This is a genomic window from Flavobacterium sp. CECT 9288, from assembly GCF_918731615.1.
Lineage (GTDB): Bacteria > Bacteroidota > Bacteroidia > Flavobacteriales > Flavobacteriaceae > Flavobacterium.
The window spans coordinates 2,879,619-2,898,819 of the sequence record NZ_OU957226.1 but is presented as its reverse complement, the minus strand read 5'-3'; the positions used below and the strand labels follow the sequence as shown (position 1 = coordinate 2,898,819).

Below are 19,201 nucleotides of genomic sequence, written 5' to 3'. Positions count from 1 at the left end.
ATCCTTTACGCACGCAAACCCGTTGCAGCAGCACGCCTATACTAGGAACTATACTAAAATTACAAACAAAAAAAGAGGAATTTCACTTAGTGAATTCCTCTTTCCTATTTTATAAAACGTTCTTAATTTACTTTAGTAGTATCTACAGCTTTCTTTTTCTTTTTAAACAAACCGTTGAGCAAATCAGCTGCTTTTGCTTTTACTTCTTCTTTTGCCGCAGGTGTACTTGGCTTAGCTGTTTTTGTAGTATCACCTGGTTTTTTATTCTTGTTGATATAATCTGTAATTGCCGAGGTTCCTTTTTTAACCAATCGGTCTTTTTGTTGGTTTACCAGTTGCGTTGTAAGCTTAGTAACTGCTGTCTTTACATCAGTTGTAATTCTCGGATTTGTAAAATTACCAACTAAGGACGCATTGATAGGTAAATTCTCTAGTTTGGCAGCATCAGCAGGTGTTAGTTTGGCTAGTAACGCATTGGCCTCCGAGCCTAAATATTTGGCGGGCACATCAAATTTTAAGGTGTAATTCATGCTTTGGTCAAAACCATGCGTTCCGCCCACAGTAGCTTTGATGTCTTTGTATTTAATATCAAATGGCTTTACATTTACCTTACCATCCTTGAAGGTTATGGCTGCTTTAATGTCATTTAAATTAATTTTGTTTACATCAACAAATTTAATGTTAGACCCAATTGCTTTCAACAAAGTAGAATTATTTGCATTTACAGTTGATGACAACAATTGGCCCAATAAATCTCCTGTTAGTGTTTTTAAATCGGGTGTAAATTCAGTTGCATCTAGATTTCCGTTCAGTTTAATGCTAGAGTTCAGCTTCCCGTTGATGATACCGGCAATAGGCGCAATTTTTTTCAGCATATCTAGCTGCGTAAATGATTGTGCAATATCAACTTGATTTAATTTCAAATCCATGTTAAAAACGGGAGTCTTTCCTTTAGTAGAAACAGCTCCGTTTACGCCAATTGTTCCTCCAAAAATAGATGTTTTTACGTTTTGTAAACTGACTTTTTGGTCTCTTACGGTCAATTTTCCAGATACATCTCTTAGTGTAAGGTTGTCATATAAAACCGTAGTAGCTTTTGCAGTAAGCGTACAGTTTAAGAACGCAGGAATCTTCATGGCATCAGCTTTTTTAGCTGTACCAGCTTCGGTTTTTGCAGGTTCGCCTGTCGTCATAAAATCATCAACAGCTAATTGTTTAGAGGTCATGTTAAAATTTCCTTTTAGTTCTTGATTTCTAAAAATAAATCCATAAAAATTCTCTAAAATTCCACTTACACTAATATCGCTTTTTCCTGTTGTAGCATTCAATTGTTTTAAATTCACTTGGCTAGGATTGAACTGAACCACTGCCGTGCTTATGTTCATTGTTTTTCCGTTTTCGTCAGCGTATTTAAAACCAGATAAACTCATGTTACCGGCATTCTTTATTTTTTCATAGTCGCTTTTCTCAACAGATTGCATGTCAAATTTTGTAGTAACATCAGCTTTTAAAATACCTGATAAAGGTTTGTCAAGTTTGATAGGATAGGCTTTAGAAAGATTAGCTAAATTAATAGTTCCTTTTAATGCGGCATCAACTAGTGCGTTTTGGGTCACGTTTCTAATATTGGCTTTGGCATTAAATACATCCTGGTCAATTTGAAATGACAGTTGGTCTAGGTTTACATAAGTGTCATTAAGAATTCCTGTTTCGTTGATAATTTTGGTGTCAATTATAATTTTATCAACTGATTTAGGCAAGTTCGGATATTGAAACGAAGCATTGTTTGAGGCAATGGCTATGTTAAACTTTGGAACAGTAGTCTCAGAGTACAACCCTTTTGCAAAACCAACTATGGTGAAATCTCCAGTAGTTTTTACATTGTCTAAACTAGCGGCGTAGGCTTCAGGGATAATCCCTAAGAAGTTTTTGAATGAGGAGGTAGGTGTTTTAAACTTTAAGTCATATTGTTGTCCTTTTGGCGTTATTTGTATAAAACCATCAAATTCTAACGGCAATTGGTTGATTAAGGCTTTGTTTTCTTTAAACGTATATTTGCTTTGCGCCAAATCAATTCCTAAAACGGCATCTAGTGTCAAGGCTACTTTATTCATATAGTTGACCTTGTCCAGATTGAGAGAAACTTTGGCTGTAGTTTTAGTGTCTAAGTCTAATTTTTGTGCGGCAAAATCTCCTGTCCCTTCATGGTTAAGACTATCAATGACCATTTTAATTTTAGAACTTTCATCAAAATAGCGAAATTGAAAGTTCTCAATTTTATAATCTTTGATTTTTAGTAGTAATGGACTACTTGGACCTTCTTCTTTTGTTTTTTGATCTTTAAGAGCAATATCAAAGTTGCCAATTCCATTTTTATTGAAAATGATATTAATTAAACCATCTTTAGAGTAAATACCATCAATAGCAATGGCTTCTTTTTTATCCTTAAAAAGTTCTTTGATAGACATTTTTAAGTCTAATTCTCCCAATGAAACAAGAGTGTCACCTTCAAACGGAGCTTTATTGATTATGACAAATTTTCCTAAGGTTACATTTGCATTTGGAAAATTTTTAAAAAGACTTAAATCTGCTTCTGCAAAGGTTACTTTGGCATCTACATTGGCGTTTATAGCCTCAGATATTTTTGCTTTTATCTGGTCTTTGAATAAAAACGGTGCTGCAAATAGCGTTACTACCAAAAGTAATACTAGGATTCCGATGATTTTTAAAATTTTCTTTACCATAATGTTTTAGTTTTTAATGGGGTAAGACCAAGGAGAATTTTGGTCAACTCCATACAAAAATAATAGTTTCTTGGGGAAATTGTATGTAATGTTTTCATAAAACCCAAAAATCTTTATTATTTGAAAACAAAAAAATCCGCTAGAGTATCATACTCAAGCGGATTTTGTAAGCTTTTGATTTTTATTAATTACCTAATGTTGATTTCATAAGGCAATATAGCTTGTATACCTTTGCGGTTTTGAAGCTTTTTTATCTCCTGCATCACACGGTAATTTTCTTCTCCAATTTCTTCTTTGATAAATGTTGCCTTTGAACTAGCAAATGGGAATCCAGCAAATAATTCTTCAAAGTTTTTTTCGTATTCAGGATAATTTTGAGTGCTGTATGACTCTATTTTAGCCAGCTTAGCAGCATTTGCAATAGCATCATCAAGACCACCTATATTGTCTACAAGTCCTATTTTTAGTGCCTCAGATCCTGTCCATACTCTTCCTTGAGCAATGGCGTCTACTTGAGCAAAGGTCATTTTTCTTCCTGTAGCTACATGCGTTACAAATGTTTTGTAGATGTGTTCTACCCCTTCAAGAGTAACAGCTTTAAAGTTTTCGTCTAATGGTACAAATGGGCTATAATCAGCAGCATTAGTATGCGTTTTAACTTGCTCGGTATAAATTCCCATCTTTGTTGCCAGTGGAGTAAAATTTGGCAAAACTCCAAAAACTCCTATTGATCCCGTAATGGTATTTTCTTCCGCAAAAATAGTATTGGCGTTACAAGCAATATAATAACCTCCTGATGCTGCATAATTCCCCATGGAAACAACAATAGGTTTTACTTTTTTGGTCAATTCTATTTCTCTCCAAATCAAGTCAGATGTCAGTGCGCTTCCGCCTGGACTGTCTATTCGTAAAACAATTGCTTTGACGTCTTTATTATTTCTGGCTTCTTCCAATGAGCGACGGATAGATCCTTCACCTATTACTGTTACATCTCCTTCACCACCCATAATTTCTCCCTGAGCATAAATAACTGCAATTTCATTTGAGCTATCTTTTGATAGGGAGGTTGTAGCTACTTTTTGTGCATAATCAACAACAGATATAGTGTTGTATTCTTCGTCTTTGTCTACTTTCAAAATCTTCTTAATGGCATCATGGTATACATCTTCGTAGGCAATAATATCTACCAGTTTTTGTGCTTTTGCCATTTCTGGTGTTCTAGCTTGCAGGCCATTGGCAATTTCATTTAGTTTTGCCACTGGGATATTTCTACTTTTTGAAATGTCATTTACAACAGAATTCCAAACAGAGGTTAACAAAGCTGTAGTTTGCTCTCTATTGGCCTCGCTCATTTGGTTCTCTAAGAAAGGTTCTACGGCACTTTTGTACTTTCCGTGGCGGATCACTTCCATTTTTAGTCCTGATTTTTCTTGGAAATCTTTGAAAAACATAATTTCGGAGGAAAGACCTTTAAAGTCCATTTCTCCAACAGGATTGATATAAATAGGACTCGCAACAGAGTTGATGTAGTACTCTTTTTGCGAATACACATTGGCGTAAGCCATGACAAATTTGCCTGATTTTTTAAAACTTTCTAGCGCATCACGCAAGGATTTGCTTTGGGCCATCCCTAATCCAGAATTGCTATTCAAAATAGATATTCCTTTAATATCATCATCTGTTTTTGCTTCCTCGATAGCATTTAGTATGTCAATCAAGCCTATGGTTTTGTTTTCTGAGAAAACGGTAACCCAAGGATCCTTGTATTTCCCTGCATAATCATTTTGTATATTTCCTAAATCCAACTCGATAACAGAATTTTTTTCAACTACAACTGCTTCAGATTCTCCACCAAAAATGGCTCCAAGTAGAACAATGCCAAAGAAAAACAACATGAAAAACACAAAAATACCAATGATGGTAGCTAATACATTTCCTAAAAATTTCATACTTATATTTTTTTAATAAGTCTCTGAAACCATCGTATTGTTACACAATTGGGAGACTTTTTTATGTTTATTATTTTATGCATAGCGCAATTTGATATAATTCTAAAATTCTTTTAGTTAATTTGCACCCCATTATGAAATCACAACATCAAGTCATATTATCCATAGGAAGTAATCAAGGAAATCGCAAGGAAAACATCCTTCAATGCCTGCACTTAATACATCAAGAGGTTGGTACAATTATCAAAACTTCTAAGTTATATGAATCACCCGCTTGGGGTTTTGAGAGTGAAGCCTTTTATAATTGTGCTGTACTAATTCACACGTATCAAGCGGCGCATAAAGTTTTGAATCAGGTTTTAAAAATTGAAAAACGTTTGGGACGTGTTCCTAATCTATCAACTGAATACCAATCTAGAGTAATTGATATTGATATTGTTGCTTTTGATGATGATGTTATTGCTACTGAAAAACTACAGGTGCCACATCCTTTAATGCAAAACAGGAATTTTGTTTTGGTTCCCGTTTTGGATCTGAATCTAGATTGGAAACACCCTCTTTTACATAAAAATGTTTCGGAGTTGTTGGCATGTACTCCAGACACAAGCGCTTGTGTATACGTACAAGATCTTGATGAACCGTTGCGTAACATTCCGCTAGAACGCTATAATTATGTAGCTTTTGAAGGGAATATTGGGGCTGGAAAAACAACCTTAGCATCAAAAATAGCAGAGGATTTTAATGCTAAAACAGTTTTAGAGCGATTTGCCGATAATCCTTTTTTACCAAAATTTTATAAAGATCAAAACCGTTATGCCTTTCCACTAGAGATGTCTTTCCTTGCCGATAGGTATCAGCAATTATCAGATGACTTGGCACAATTTGATTTGTTTAAAGATTTTTTAGTTGCTGATTATCATATTTTTAAATCGTTGATTTTTGCTAAGATTACACTCGCTGAAGATGAATACCGCTTGTATCGTAACTTGTTTGATATCATTTACAAAGAAATGCCTAAGCCAGATTTATACGTTTATTTATATCAAAATTCAGAACGCCTGTTGCAGAACATCAAGAAAAGAGGACGCAGTTATGAGCAAAAAATCCCTGCCGATTATTTAGATAAAATAAATAGTGGCTATTTAGATTACATTAAATCTCAAACGGATCTCAATGTGTTGATTATTGATGTGTCTGATAGAGATTTTGTTAAAAATCAAGAAGACTACTTGTTTATCCTGAACGAAATTCAAAAGAAGATCAATACTGGTACTGTTTAAATAAATCCCAAACAACGATGCCAGCACTCACAGATATGTTTAAGGAATGCTTAGTCCCAAGCTGAGGGATTTCAATACAACCAGTACATAATGCCACCGCTTCTTGAGAGACGCCATGAACTTCGTTACCAAAGACTAAAGCGTATTTTTTATCTTTTTCAACTTCAAAATTTTGAAGAAAAGCAGCATGCTCTACTTGTTCAATAGCTAGAGTAATCACATTTTCATTGTTTAATTTCTCTATAACTTCCAAGACGCTATCGTAATGTTCCCAAGCAACAGTGTCTGTAGCGCCTAGTGCTGTTTTATGAATTTCTTTGTTAGGAGGAGTGGCTGTAATGCCGCACAGATATATTTTTTCAATTAAAAAAGCATCCGCGGTACGAAACACAGATCCGATATTGTGCAAACTTCTAATATCATCTAAAACCAGTATCAGGGGTGTTTTTGTAGATTTTTTAAAGGTTTCAATTGATTTACGTTCGAGTTCACTGTTTTCTAACTTTCTCATGTTGTGGAATTATTCAAAAAAAAAGCTTCCAATTTTACAGGAAGCTTTAAAGTATTTGTTGTAAAAAAGAATTAGCTTTTTGATGTTTCAGCTGCTAAAACATTTCCTTTGATAGTAAGCGTTTTAGTAGGAACAACTGCGTTTGATGTTAACGTGATTGTTTTTGTAAACGGCTGTCCTCCTCTTGAAGTATCATATTTCACTCCAATAACTCCTTTTGCTCCAGGAGCAATAGGCTCTTTAGGATAACTAGGTACAGTACAACCACATGATCCTTGAGCATTTGTAATGATCAATGGTTTGTTTCCGTTGTTTGTAAATACAAATTCTCTTCTTCCATCAGAGTTGTGAGCAACAGTACCGTAATCAATAGTTTCTGTTACAAAAACCATTCCAGCTCCATTTACTTTTGTAGCAGCAATTTTAGCTTTTACTGGTTTTAGTTTTTTTGTAGTTTCTTGTGCGTTCATACCTGTTATCCCAAAGGTAACTAGCATAGCTAAAGCAATTATTTTTTTCATGTCAGTATAATATTAAATTGTAAGCACAAATTTAATTAAAAAAATATATGTTACATCTAAAAATTAGATTAAAATAAATACTTTACCCTGAATAACATTCAATTTTGTTTAAAAATCTATAAATTCGCCTAAATTTTAATTACCAAATACCTCAAAAAAAGTGGCGTCAAAAGATAAAATAGTCAAGGAAACACCATTGATGAAACAATACAACGAGATAAAAAGAAAGTACCCTGATGCTTGCTTGCTATTTCGTGTTGGTGATTTTTATGAAACCTTTGGCGAAGATGCGGTTCGAGCCTCAAAAATTCTTGGAATTGTTTTAACCAAGCGTGGCGCAGGCTCCGAAGGAGAAACTGCCTTGGCAGGTTTTCCGCATCATTCCTTGAATACCTATTTGCCTAAGCTTGTCAAAGCAGGTTTGCGTGTAGCAATTTGCGATCAGCTCGAAGATCCCAAAATGACCAAAACCATTGTAAAACGAGGTGTTACGGAACTCGTTACTCCAGGGGTTTCAATGAACGATGAGGTTTTGCAATCTAAAACAAATAATTTTCTTGCGGCAATTTATTTTGCCAATAAAATCATAGGAATCTCCTTTCTAGATGTTTCAACAGGAGAGTTTTTAACCGCTCAAGGCAACGCCGAATATATAGATAAGTTGCTTCAAAATTTTAGTCCAAGTGAAGTTTTGATTCCAAAAAATAAAAAAGGGGAATTTAAAGAAGCTTTTGGAGAAGACTTTCATAATTTTTATCTGGAAGATTGGGTTTTCAAGGAAGATTATGCCTTTGAAACGCTTACAAAACATTTTCAAACCGTTTCTTTAAAAGGTTTTGGTATTGAAGATTTGAACGAAGGTATCATTGCATCTGGAGCCATATTGTATTATTTGTCCGAAACGCAACACAATAAGGTGCAACACATAACTTCCATACAGCGTATTGCTGAGGATGCTTATGTATGGATGGATCGCTTTACCATTCGCAACTTAGAGCTTTACCATAGTTATAATCCTAATGCGGTCACCTTGCTTGATGTGATTGATAAAACGCTTTCGCCAATGGGTGGAAGACTACTAAAAAGATGGTTAGCTTTACCTTTAAAAGACAGTCATAAAATAAAAGGCAGGCATCAAGTGGTGTCTTATCTAAAAGAGAATCAGAGTGTTTTAAAAAACATTCAAAATCAAATCAAACAAATATCCGACTTAGAACGATTGATTTCTAAAATTGCTGCTGGCAAAGTTTCGCCACGCGAAGTGATTTACTTGAAAGAATCTTTAGATGCCATAATTCCCATAAAAACACTTGCTTTACAAAGTCAGCAAGAAGCAGTAAAAGTAATAGGGGATAGCTTGCATAGTTGCGATTTGCTTCGCGAAAAAATTAAATCCGTTTTAAATCAAGATGCTCCTGTGGCTATAGCCAAAGGAAATGCTATTGCGCCAGGAGTTCACGCTGAGCTAGACGAGTTGAGAGCCATTTCAACTTCAGGTAAGGAATTTTTAGAGGGTATTGAAAAACGCGAATCACAAGCAACGGGGATTTCATCGTTGAAAATCTCATTCAATAATGTTTTTGGCTACTATATTGAAGTTCGTAATATGCACAAAGATAAAGTACCTACCGAATGGATCAGGAAACAAACACTAGTCAATGCAGAACGGTATATTACGGAAGAATTAAAAGAATACGAAACAAAAATCTTAGGCGCCGAGGAAAAAATTCATAAAATAGAAGTCGAATTATTTGAGCAATTAGTGAGTTGGATTGCAACGTACATCAAACCAGTTCAAATGAACGCTAATTTAATCGCACAACTAGATTGCTTGTGCTCTTTTACTCAGTTAGCTGTTGAGAATAAGTATGTTTGTCCTGAACTTGATGATAGTTTTGAATTGGATATTAAAAACGGAAGGCATCCTGTGATAGAAAAACAATTGCCTGTAGGTACGCCTTATATTGCAAATGATGTTTTTTTGGATCGAGAGACACAGCAATTAATAATGATCACAGGGCCTAACATGTCTGGTAAATCAGCAATATTAAGACAAACCGCCTTAATTGTACTTTTGGCGCAAATGGGAAGTTTTGTCCCTGCCGAAAGTTTACGAATGGGAATTGTAGATAAAATATTTACAAGAGTAGGGGCAAGCGATAATATTTCTATGGGTGAGTCTACTTTTATGGTTGAAATGAATGAAACGGCATCTATCTTGAATAATATTTCAGATCGAAGTTTAGTTCTATTAGATGAAATTGGTCGAGGAACCAGCACCTATGATGGAATTTCGATTGCTTGGGCCATAGCCGAATTTTTACACGAACACCCATCTCAGCCCAAAACTTTGTTTGCTACGCATTACCATGAGTTGAATGAAATGAGTGAGTCATTAACACGCATACAAAATTACAATGTGGCTGTCAAAGAATTAAAAGACAATGTTCTTTTTATTCGAAAATTAGTAAAAGGAGGAAGTGCACACAGTTTTGGGATCCATGTAGCCAAAATGGCTGGAATGCCTCAAATAGTGATTTTAAAAGCCCAAAAACTACTCAAGAAATTAGAGCGTAACCATTCTAGTGATGCCTTAAACGGCACTAAAACCTCAAAGCAGGGGTCAATACTAAAAGGAGAACCAGAAGAGCCAATGCAAATGAGTTTCTTTAACCTTGACGATCCTTTACTCGAAGAAATAAAAGAGGAGATCATTAGTCTTGATATTAATACCATAACGCCTATGGAGGCGTTAATGAAACTCAATGAAATTAAAAGAATGTTGAGTAGAAAATAATTTATGTTTTTTAGTGGCACGTTATCAGATTGTTATCTTTTTTGTTTGATTTTTTTGCAAAAAAGGCTTGTGTAATCCAATAAATGTCTTAAATTTGCATCCGCAATACGGAACAAGTTTTGCGGTTCTTTTAAATACAAAATGCGAAAATAGCTCAGTTGGTAGAGCGCGACCTTGCCAAGGTCGAGGTCGCGGGTTCGAGCCCCGTTTTTCGCTCAAACACCTCTTAATGCTCGGATGGTGAAATTGGTAGACACGCTGGACTTAAAATCCAGTGAACAGCAATGTTCGTGCGGGTTCAAGTCCCGCTCTGAGTACTAAAAAAGCTTCAAACTATGTTTGGAGCTTTTTTTATTATATATTTTAAATCAATGTATTTCATTTATATACTTTATTCTCAAAAATTAGATAGGTATTATGTTGGAACGACCGATGATGTTGATAAAAGATTAGTTGAACATAATTCTGGGTTGTACAGTAATTCATTTACTAGCAAGGGAATTCCTTGGGATTTAAGATTATGTTTTGAATGTGACTCAAGTACAACAGCATATGATTTGGAGCGTTTTTTGAAAAGAATGAAATCTAGGGTTTTTTTGGAGAAAGTGATTGTTGATCCAGGTATTTTATCAGATATTCAAAATAAATTATAAGATCTGCGGGTTCAACTCCGAAGCTTCGGAGCTGCTCTGAGTACAAAGCTCCTTCGTTTGAAGGGGCTTTTTTTATGACCTTTTTTTATTGCTGATTATCTGTGGTTTTAGTTGTTAGTGAGTTAATTGTTTTTTATCTTTTTAATAATATGTATGGGTGCTTTTGTAATTAGTAAGCGGTATAATGAGGAGTATAAATTTGTTTTTACTTCTAGAAAAGGGAAGGTAGTTTTTACAAGTTTGAGTTATGAGTTGAAGTTTGAATGTGAGGAAGCCATTGAGCAATTTAAAATTAAAAGTGATACTGCTGATTTTTTAAAGTTCAAATCTACGTCAGGTAAATTTTATTTTAAGCTCATGCTTGAGGGGAGTCATTTTGCAACAAGTAGAAAGTATACCACGTCCTTGCGTCTTCAGAAAGGTATTGATGAAATTGTACGCTACGCATCGGTATCTGAGACGTTAGATTTTACGTCGAATGATTTGATATTTTTAGAAGATTAAACTAAATATTGTAAACTAAAAAAGAGCGCTTGGAATCAAATCCAAGCGCTCTTTTTAATTATGACTGTACTCCAATAAAAAAGCCATCTCGCAAGGCGGATGGCTCTTAAAATTTTTAGAATTGAGTTCTAATTATTTTTTTGCAGCTTCAGTAGCAACTTCAGCAGCTTCAGTAGCAGTAGCAGCAGCAGAATCAACAACAGTTGCAGCAGAATCAACTACAGCAGCAGCAGAATCAACTACAGCAGCAGCAGAATCAACTACAGCAGCAGCATCCTCAGCAGGAGCATCAGCTTTTTTACAAGATACAACAGTTAATACAGCAACAGCAGCTAAACTTAAAAATACTTTTTTCATCTTAATTTAATATAAAGGTTAATTATTAATTCGTGGCAAAGATATAAATTTTTTAATATGTAAAATATTTTTTTATTTTTTTTTTGAAAAATAATATACTTTTTACCAACACTGTATTTGATTACAATTTTTGTGCCAATTTTAATAAAATAAACGGTGTTTTTTTTGTTATTAATTTTTGAGCAAAATCTGACTTTATTTTGTGTTTGACTTTTTTGTTGTCAATCTTTTACTTTTTTTTGGGTGAACTAGTTTCAACTCATTGATTAGATTTTTCGCCCCAGCGTATTTATCCATAATGAAGAGCACATAGCGGATGTCTACCATGATGTTTCTACAAATACTTGGGTCGTAATAGATATCACTCATTGTACCTTCCCAAACGCGGTCAAAGTTCAAACCGATCAAGTTACCGCTAGCATCTAGAGCAGGGCTTCCTGAGTTGCCTCCAGTAGTGTGGTTTGTACCTATGAAACATACGGGCATTTTTCCGTTTTCAGCATACTCACCGTAGTCTTTCTTTTGATACAAATCGATCAGCTTTTTTGGAACATCAAACTCGTAGTCACCAGGAATGTATTTTTCCATTACACCATCTAAATACGTTATTGGGGTGTACAGTGTAGCATCTTTGGGTTCGTACCCTTTCACTTTTCCATAAGTAACACGTAAGGTACTGTTTGCATCTGGGAAAATTCTACTATCGGTATTGAGTTCTAATTGCGCCTTCATATAAGTGCGTTGCAATGCCGTAATCGTTTGGTTGATTTCGTCATACTTAGGAGCTACAAGTGTATTGTAGCTATCTGCAAGTTCTTTTGCTAATAGATATCCAGGATCTTTATTTAAATTCGCTAAAATGGTTGGCGCGTCTCCAGTTAAAACTTCTTTTAAGCTGTTGTAGCTCGTTAATCTTGAATTGGTGTATATTGTTGTAGCTAGATTTTTGGCGTCAATATTTTCTAAACTTTTCGGTAAAAATTGTTTTGGAGATTTTGTAGCGTACAATGCTATCAATTGTTCAAAAACTTTTTCGTCAACGGTAGCATTGAAGTTTTTATAAAAATCGGTCAAGCCGCTAACTAAATTATTTTTTCGATCCGTAAAGGCTTGTTCCCCTTTGGATTTGTATACTTGTTCTAATTGATACAATCTGAAAGCGGTACTCAATAGTTCAGTATTTCGTTGTACGGTTTCCATAAAGTAATCTCGAGCAAGCGCGTAGGGCGCAATTGCTGTGTAGTTTTTATCAAAATCAGCTAAAAGTGTACCGTATTCTTTTTCTTTACCAGCTTTAGTGATTTTTTGCTGAAAAGCTTTTTCGGCCTCTCTTTTTACTGCTACCGCATTCGATTTTTGAAGTCCTTGAGTTTCACCAATCCATTTTTTCCAATAATTAGCAATACTAGCATATTTAGAGGCGTACTGAATTTTAATAGCATTGTCTTTACGCATGAATCCATCGGCTACTTTTAAGGCTTTATCGCGAATTTAAATCTTTGCAGGATTGAGTTCGTTGACAATTTGTTCGATGGCTACAGATGGTAGGTATTCGTTGGTTTTCCCTGGGTAACCAAAAACAAGCGTGAAATCATCTTCGGCTATACCGTCAAGCGAAATAGGTAAGAAGTGTTTTGGAGTATAAGGAACATTGTCTTTGGAGTATTTTGCGGGACGATTATTTTTATCGGCATAAATGCGGAATAACGAAAAATCTCCTGTATGACGTGGCCAAACCCAATTGTCTGTGTCAGACCCAAATTTCCCTATTGATGTAGGCGGAGCTCCAACCAAGCGCACATCAGAAAAAGTCTCTGTTACAAAAAGTAAGTATTGATTGCCTTCGTAAAACGTACGAATTTTGTTTTCTTGCCAAGATTCTTTCGGGAAAGAGGCGCTCAAACGAGTCATGTTTTCTTGAATTTTTTTCTGTTTATCGGCTTCGTTTGTTAGTGTCGCTGTGCCTTCAAGAATTTGAGTAGTTACGTCTTCAATTTTCACCATAAAAGTAACAGTCAAATTTTCGTTTGGTAATTCGTCTTCCATTTTATAGGCCCAAAAACCATCAGCTAAATAATCTTTCTCAACTGAAGAGTGTGATTGAATTTGAGAATAACCGCAGTGGTGATTGGTAAGTAATAAGCCTTTTGGCGAAATCACTTCAGAAGTACAGCCACCGTTAAAATGCGGCACTGCATCTTTCATGCTAGATTGATTCACATCATAAATGTCTTTGATTGACATTTTCATGCCTAGATTCTTCATTTCGGTTTCATTCATTCCTTTCAATAAAGAGGGAATCCACATACCGCCTTGTTGCGCTTGTGTTTGAATGACAAATAGTAATAAGAACAATTTTAAAAATTTCATTGGTATATAATTTAGTTTGAGAAAAGTGTGATACAACTGGATGATTGATTTTAAATATAATGGAACAGAAAATGTTTTAGTGTCGTTTACCTTTCCAAGTTCCTCCGTATTTATATTGAGTCAATGATTTTGATTTTTCGCAGCAAGATTGGCAAACAAAAATCCAATTTTTTCCCGTGGCGATTTGAACCCGAAACATAGTATCGGCTGCAATGGAGCAAATTTCACATATTTTGGTTTTCATTTTGTTAGCTCAAGAGAGGCGTTTCATTTTAATAATCAATACTTGTTTTTAATATGTTTCTACAAAACGAATCGGCTTAGTAAAAGTTTTAAAAAGTCCGTGTTTGATTATTGTATTAGCAATTTCAATCGGTTTTAAGACGCATTAATTTTCGATTATGTATTTCGAAACCGCTGGCAAGATACAATTTTTGTGCTTTTGTATTGTGTGGTTCTACCTCAAGATAGATCAGTTTTAACGATAATTTATGGCTTTCGGCTTTTACAAAATTTATGGCTTTGCTGCCAATGCCTTTGCCTCGAGCTGTTTCTGTTACGAATAATTCATCTAAAAAAGCAATTTTTCCTTGGTACTCAAAACTAAACACAAAAGTTAGAATTATGTAACCTACCACTTGCTCTTGCCAATAGATCAACCAAGCTTTTCCTAACTGTGGATTGTCTATAAATTGATCTAATAATTCTTTGGTCGTTTCAATAGCAATAGGATAACCGTCAATGGCGTAGAAATTGACCATCAAAGCACTGACAGTATTTACATCTTGTTTATCTATTGGTTTAAAGTGAATCATATTGTTCTATTTAATAGCGTAAAGGTAGTTAATATCGAATTTGGTCTTGCCATAACCGTTCGTCATTTCGTTACAACCGTTCGTCATTTTTCATCAAAACTACAGCCTTAGCCGTTCTATATTTGTCTCATCAAAACAAACAAAAACAATTTAAAACAAATAAAAATGAGAACAGAAATTTTAAAAAAAGGAGTTGTTGTAGTAAAGGCAGTATTAGGTTTTATTTTAGGCTTTGCACTTTTTCATCTAGTTAAAACGTTAATCGGCTAAACTCAAATTTGCCTAGGCAATTCGAACATCAATCAATCAATCAATCAATCAATCAATCAATCAATCAATCAATCAATCAATCAATCAATCAATCAATCAATCAATCAATCAATCAATCAATCAATCAAAAATATGAAAACAGAAATTTCAAAAAAAGGGTTAGTTATTTTAAAAGCAGTTTTTGGTTTTATAATAGGTTTTTTACTAGTTTACTTAATGAAATTAATAATGGCTTAAAAAATATATCATCAATCAAATCAATCAAATCAATCAAATCAATCAAATCAATCAAATCAATCAAATCAATAAAATCAATCAAAATCAATTTAAATCATGAAAAAAAATATCATTGTACTTGCACTAGCAATAATGGGATTGTCAAATGCCAATGCACAAACAGCTCAACCTGAAGCAAAAAGACCTGGCGATATTTCGCTGCCTTCGTCGAAAGGAGATCTAGAAAAATTAGCCTCTTTTGATAACGGAAATTACAAATATGCTGTTGAAGATTTCTTTGCAAAAGCAAAAGCAAGAACATTTAGATTATCACCTGACGGATTACGCATGTCTTATTTTCAAAAAATGGATAACGGCAAAACCAATGTATACGTAAAGGAGATTAAAACAGGCAAAGTTTCGCTAGTAATAGAGGAAAAAGAAGAACTCATCAAAACGTATTTTTGGTTGAATAATGAGCGATTAATTTATGCCATGGATAAAGGAGGAAATGAAAACATACATGTTTATTCTGCTGGTATTGATGGTTCTACTTCAATTGATTTGACGCCTTTTGACGGTGTACAGGCAGAAATTAATACGGTACTAAAAAATCAAAGGGATTTTATTATCGTTACTATGAATAAGGAAAACAAGCAAGTTAAGGAGCCTTATAAAATCAATATCAAAACTGGAGCGATAGAAAGATTATATGCCAATACGGACCTTAAAAACCCAATACTGGTCTATAATTTTGATAAAGATGGCAATCTAATAGGCTTTACAAGACTGGTTAACGGGATTAACATGCAGTACTACTACAGGCCTGCAGGCGCAAGCGATTTTAAATTGTTAAAAGAATTTGAATCAACAGAAACTTTCAGTGTTGTTTCTTTAAATTACCAAACTCCCAATCCAGATGATGCTTATGTATTATCAAATTTAGAATCTGATAAAACACAAATTGTTTTGTATGATTTGAAGCAAAATAAAATGATTAAGGAAATTTATTCTAACCCGACCTTTGACTCCAATTATTTGGTGCTCTCTGAAAAAAGAAATTTTGAAGTGGACTACGTTGGTTTTAACGGAGAAAAAAACACCATCATCCCAATAAGTAAACCTTTTAAAAAGATATATGACAACATACAAAAGGAATTTAAAGATGCGCAATTTTCAATTGTTTCACAAAGTGACGATGAAGAAAAAATGTTGATCATTGTTTCTAGTGATAAATTTTACGGGAAATATTATCAGTACGATTCAAAGTTAAATAAATTAACATATATGTTCGATTTGATGCCAAAACTAGAACAAAAAGATATGGCTGTTATGCAACCGATTTCGTTTAAAAGTCGTGATGGAATTTTAATTTATGGCTACATCACCTTGCCGAAAGAGGCTTTAGAAGGAAAAAAGGTGCCTTTAATTGTTAATCCGCACGGTGGTCCACAAACGGTAAGAGACAGTTGGGGATTTAGTCAAGAAGCACAATTGTTTGCGAGTCGAGGCTATGCAACGCTGCAGGTAAACTTTAGAATTTCGGGAGGATTCGGAAAAGAATTTGCGAAAGCAGGATATGGTCAAATTGGTCGTAAAGTGATGGATGATATTGAAGATGGAGTGCAGTATGTATTGTCACAAGGATGGATAAACAAAGATAAGATTGCTATTTATGGTGCAAGTCACGGAGGATATGCTACTTTGATGGGATTAGTAAAAACACCTGATTTATATGCGTGTGGAGTGGATTATGTAGGAATTTCAAACATTGAAACTTTTTTTAGTTCTTTTCCTGAATATTGGAAACCTTATACAGAAGCGACAAAGAAAATTTGGTATGATTTAGACAATCCTGCACAGGCTAAAATTGCCAAAGAGGTATCACCTTTTTATCAAGTCGATAAAATCAAAAAGCCTTTGTTTGTGGTTCAAGGTGCAAATGATCCAAGGGTTACTATAGTAGAATCAGATCAAATTGTGACTGCTTTGCGCAAAAAAGGATTTGAAGTTCCTTATATGGTAAAATACAACGAAGGACATGGTTTTCTTAGAGAAGAAAATCAAATTGAGCTCTATAAATCAATGCTTGGTTTTTTTGCACAACACTTGAAGTAGTAAAAATTAATTTGAAAAAGTTTACTTTTGGCGGAGTAGTTGTACTTCGCCAAAAGTTTTAAAAGGAATATTTTAATTTAAAACCCAAAATGATGGTAAAACTAATTTTGATTACAGTTATAAAGATTGCTGAGTACTTCACAGCACTAATCTCATAATAAAACAATGAAAACGAATTCAATAGAAAAAATATCAAAAAGAAAATATACGTTTTGGATCATTCAAATTGTGATCTGGACCATTGTACTAGGCTTTATATTTATACCTCCAATGTTAGACCTTAAAAGAAATGTTTTAAGATATGAAAAATGGCAATTGGTTTTAGATTATGTATCTTATACTGTTGCTATCCTTGTTGTGACCTATTCTGTACGGTTCTTTTTTAATAAGTATATTGATTTTGAAAGTTTTACGAGAAGAGATCTTTTTAAAATTATTCTAGTGTTTGTGATGTCAATCGGTATCTATTATTCATTTATAATGGGGTATAACTATTTGATGCTTACATATGTGTATAAAAGGCCAGAAGTTTTAAATCACCCTAGCCAAAGTTTATTGGCAAATATTGTATTTATCATTTTGTTTTCTATTTTGTTTTTTTTGTGGATAATTTCATATACTGTTGTTAAAACAATCTTATTATTAAAAGACAATAAAATGAATCGGTTAGAGCTAGAGTCTACACTTAAAGAGTCACAGATTAACGCTTTAAAAGGACAAATTAACCCGCATTTTATGTTTAACAGTCTAAACAATATCCGCGGTTTGATTCTGGAAAACCCAATGAAATCAAGGGAAATGATCACGCGATTGTCTGAAATGCTGCGGTATTCTTTGACAAAAAGTGAAATCAACACCATTGCACTTGAGGAAGAAATTGAAATGGTTGAAAATTTTATCGCCATTTCAAAAATTCAATTGGAAGATCGATTGCAATTTATTTCAGAAATAGAAGAAGAGACTTTAAAATTGCCTATTCCGCCTATGATTATTCAAATGTTGATTGAAAATGCTATAAAACATGGAATTTCGCAACTAAAAAACGGCGGTATTTTATTGTTGAAAATCAAAAAAGAAAATACCAATTTACATATTCAAGTTAAGAATACAGGGAATTTGTCTCAACAAACAGGAACTACACAATTAGGTCTTAAAAATATTCAAAGAAGATTGCAATTGATTTACGGCGAAAACGCGACTTTTTCACTCAATGAAATTGAAAATGAAGTCGTTGCCAAAATAACACTACCTATTTCTTAGTAACCGATGAAAAAAATAAAAGCTGTCATAGTCGAAGATTCTCGTTTGGCTCGCAATGAGCTAAAGGAATTAATTAAAAATCACCCTGAAATTCAAATAATTGGTGAAGCCGAAAATGTAGATTTAGGTTTTGAACTCATCAACAACACGCAACCTGATTTGCTTTTTCTGGACATTAACATGCCTGAAAAAGATGGTTTTGCCTTGCTTGAAATGCTCGATAATGTACCTATTACGGTTTTTACGACTGCCTTTGATGAGTATGCCATCAAGTCATTTGAATACAATGCACTCGATTATTTATTAAAACCAATCAATCCAAAAAGGTTTGCACAAGCGATAGAAAAGGTAAATACCAATTTGATCGAAAGAGCCGAAAAAAATGAGAAGAAACTAGCTTTGGACAATCAGATTTTTATCAGAGATGGTGAAAAATGCTGGTTGGTGAAAATCTCTGATATTTACTTATTTGAAGTTGATGGCAATTACACCAAAGTATTTTTTCAAAATGAAAAAGCCACGATCAACAAATCATTAAACCAAATTGAAGAAAAACTTCCCGAGAAATATTTTTTTAGAGCCAATAGAAACCAAATTGTAAATGTGCAATACATTGGTAAAATTGAAACCTGGTTTAGCGGTAATCTTTTAGCAGAACTTCCAAAAGATATTAAAGTGGAAATTTCCCGAAGACAAGCCAGCAATTTCAAAGATAAGCTCAGTTTATAGCAATAACTTAGTCTTCGGTCATGGGCGCAATGATTTTTAATTTGAATTCTAGTTAACAGCTCTTTCAGAACTGTTTTCAAAATTAACTTGTTCTCTAAATCATAAAT

Annotated in this window: 15 protein-coding genes, 2 tRNA genes and 1 pseudogene; 10 read left to right on the top strand and 8 right to left on the bottom strand. The window is 34.1% G+C overall.

Annotated features, from left to right (window positions below; genetic code table 11):
* Positions 1-122: 122 nt before the first annotated feature.
* Positions 123-2,744 (bottom strand): AsmA-like C-terminal region-containing protein, encoded by a 2,622-nt coding sequence (locus LQ189_RS12840; RefSeq protein WP_230157690.1) that lies wholly within the window; start codon positions 2,742-2,744, stop codon positions 123-125.
* 188 nt (positions 2,745-2,932) lie between these two features.
* A complete protein-coding gene (gene sppA / locus LQ189_RS12835) occupies positions 2,933-4,693 on the bottom strand; it encodes a signal peptide peptidase SppA (RefSeq protein WP_230157689.1) in 1,761 nt (586 codons plus the stop codon).
* A 134-nt stretch (positions 4,694-4,827) separates the two neighbouring features.
* Between sppA and folK the strand changes: the two genes are divergently transcribed.
* Entirely contained in the window at positions 4,828-5,973 is a 1,146-nt protein-coding gene (gene folK, locus LQ189_RS12830; RefSeq protein ID WP_230157688.1) for a 2-amino-4-hydroxy-6-hydroxymethyldihydropteridine diphosphokinase, read from the top strand.
* Here the strand turns inward: folK and LQ189_RS12825 are convergent.
* Both LQ189_RS12825 and LQ189_RS12820 read right to left on the bottom strand, forming a co-directional pair.
* Positions 5,954-6,484 carry an RNA methyltransferase gene (locus LQ189_RS12825; RefSeq protein ID WP_230157686.1) on the bottom strand — a complete coding sequence of 177 codons (531 nt, stop codon included), beginning with the start codon at positions 6,482-6,484 and terminating at the stop codon, positions 5,954-5,956. The two genes, folK and LQ189_RS12825, sit on opposite strands and share 20 nt — an antisense overlap.
* Positions 6,485-6,555: 71 nt before the next feature.
* Complete coding sequence (locus LQ189_RS12820) at positions 6,556-7,005, bottom strand: DUF1573 domain-containing protein (RefSeq protein ID WP_086454050.1); 450 nt, start codon at positions 7,003-7,005, stop codon at positions 6,556-6,558.
* 160 nt (positions 7,006-7,165) lie between these two features.
* Between LQ189_RS12820 and mutS the strand changes: the two genes are divergently transcribed.
* The 5 genes from mutS (at position 7,166) to LQ189_RS12795 (ending at position 10,959) form a co-directional block, all read left to right on the top strand.
* The gene (gene mutS / locus LQ189_RS12815) at positions 7,166-9,802 is read left to right on the top strand and encodes a DNA mismatch repair protein MutS (RefSeq protein ID WP_230157684.1); all 2,637 of its coding nucleotides are present in this window, start codon (positions 7,166-7,168) and stop codon (positions 9,800-9,802) included.
* A gap of 143 nt (positions 9,803-9,945) precedes the next feature.
* Positions 9,946-10,018, top strand: a tRNA-Gly gene (locus tag LQ189_RS12810).
* Between the two features lie 15 nt (positions 10,019-10,033).
* Positions 10,034-10,119 (top strand) — tRNA-Leu (locus LQ189_RS12805).
* An 18-nt stretch (positions 10,120-10,137) separates the two neighbouring features.
* Positions 10,138-10,455, top strand: a complete 318-nt coding sequence (locus tag LQ189_RS12800; RefSeq protein WP_230157682.1) for a GIY-YIG nuclease family protein — start codon at positions 10,138-10,140, stop codon at positions 10,453-10,455.
* 153 nt (positions 10,456-10,608) lie between these two features.
* Positions 10,609-10,959, top strand: coding sequence for a DUF1508 domain-containing protein (locus tag LQ189_RS12795; RefSeq protein WP_230157680.1), 351 nt, complete (start codon positions 10,609-10,611; stop codon positions 10,957-10,959).
* 132 nt (positions 10,960-11,091) lie between these two features.
* On the opposite strand, the gene LQ189_RS12790 is transcribed toward LQ189_RS12795, so the two are convergent.
* The 4 genes and pseudogenes from LQ189_RS12790 to LQ189_RS12775 all read right to left on the bottom strand — a co-directional run bounded on the left by LQ189_RS12790 (position 11,092) and on the right by LQ189_RS12775 (position 14,501).
* Positions 11,092-11,316 carry a hypothetical protein gene (locus tag LQ189_RS12790; RefSeq protein WP_086455137.1) on the bottom strand — a complete coding sequence of 75 codons (225 nt, stop codon included), beginning with the start codon at positions 11,314-11,316 and terminating at the stop codon, positions 11,092-11,094.
* 195 nt (positions 11,317-11,511) lie between these two features.
* A pseudogene (locus LQ189_RS12785) lies at positions 11,512-13,686 on the bottom strand (S46 family peptidase).
* A 76-nt stretch (positions 13,687-13,762) separates the two neighbouring features.
* Positions 13,763-13,930: a hypothetical protein gene (locus LQ189_RS12780; protein ID WP_230157673.1), complete on the bottom strand. Its 168-nt coding sequence runs from the start codon at positions 13,928-13,930 to the stop codon at positions 13,763-13,765.
* A gap of 124 nt (positions 13,931-14,054) precedes the next feature.
* Positions 14,055-14,501, bottom strand: coding sequence for an N-acetyltransferase (locus LQ189_RS12775; protein ID WP_230157671.1), 447 nt, complete (start codon positions 14,499-14,501; stop codon positions 14,055-14,057).
* 402 nt (positions 14,502-14,903) lie between these two features.
* Between LQ189_RS12775 and LQ189_RS16275 the strand changes: the two genes are divergently transcribed.
* The 4 genes from LQ189_RS16275 (at position 14,904) to LQ189_RS12760 (ending at position 19,094) form a co-directional block, all read left to right on the top strand.
* Positions 14,904-15,008, top strand: coding sequence for a DUF3395 domain-containing protein (locus LQ189_RS16275; RefSeq protein ID WP_140344594.1), 105 nt, complete (start codon positions 14,904-14,906; stop codon positions 15,006-15,008).
* Positions 15,009-15,104: 96 nt separating this feature from the next.
* Positions 15,105-17,105 (top strand): S9 family peptidase, encoded by a 2,001-nt coding sequence (locus LQ189_RS12770; protein WP_230157669.1) that lies wholly within the window; start codon positions 15,105-15,107, stop codon positions 17,103-17,105.
* 165 nt (positions 17,106-17,270) lie between these two features.
* On the top strand, positions 17,271-18,365 hold the full coding sequence (locus LQ189_RS12765) for a sensor histidine kinase (protein WP_230157667.1): 1,095 nt from the start codon (positions 17,271-17,273) through the stop codon (positions 18,363-18,365).
* 6 nt (positions 18,366-18,371) lie between these two features.
* Positions 18,372-19,094, top strand: coding sequence for a LytTR family DNA-binding domain-containing protein (locus tag LQ189_RS12760; RefSeq protein WP_086453683.1), 723 nt, complete (start codon positions 18,372-18,374; stop codon positions 19,092-19,094).
* The last annotated feature ends 107 nt before the right edge of the window (positions 19,095-19,201 follow it).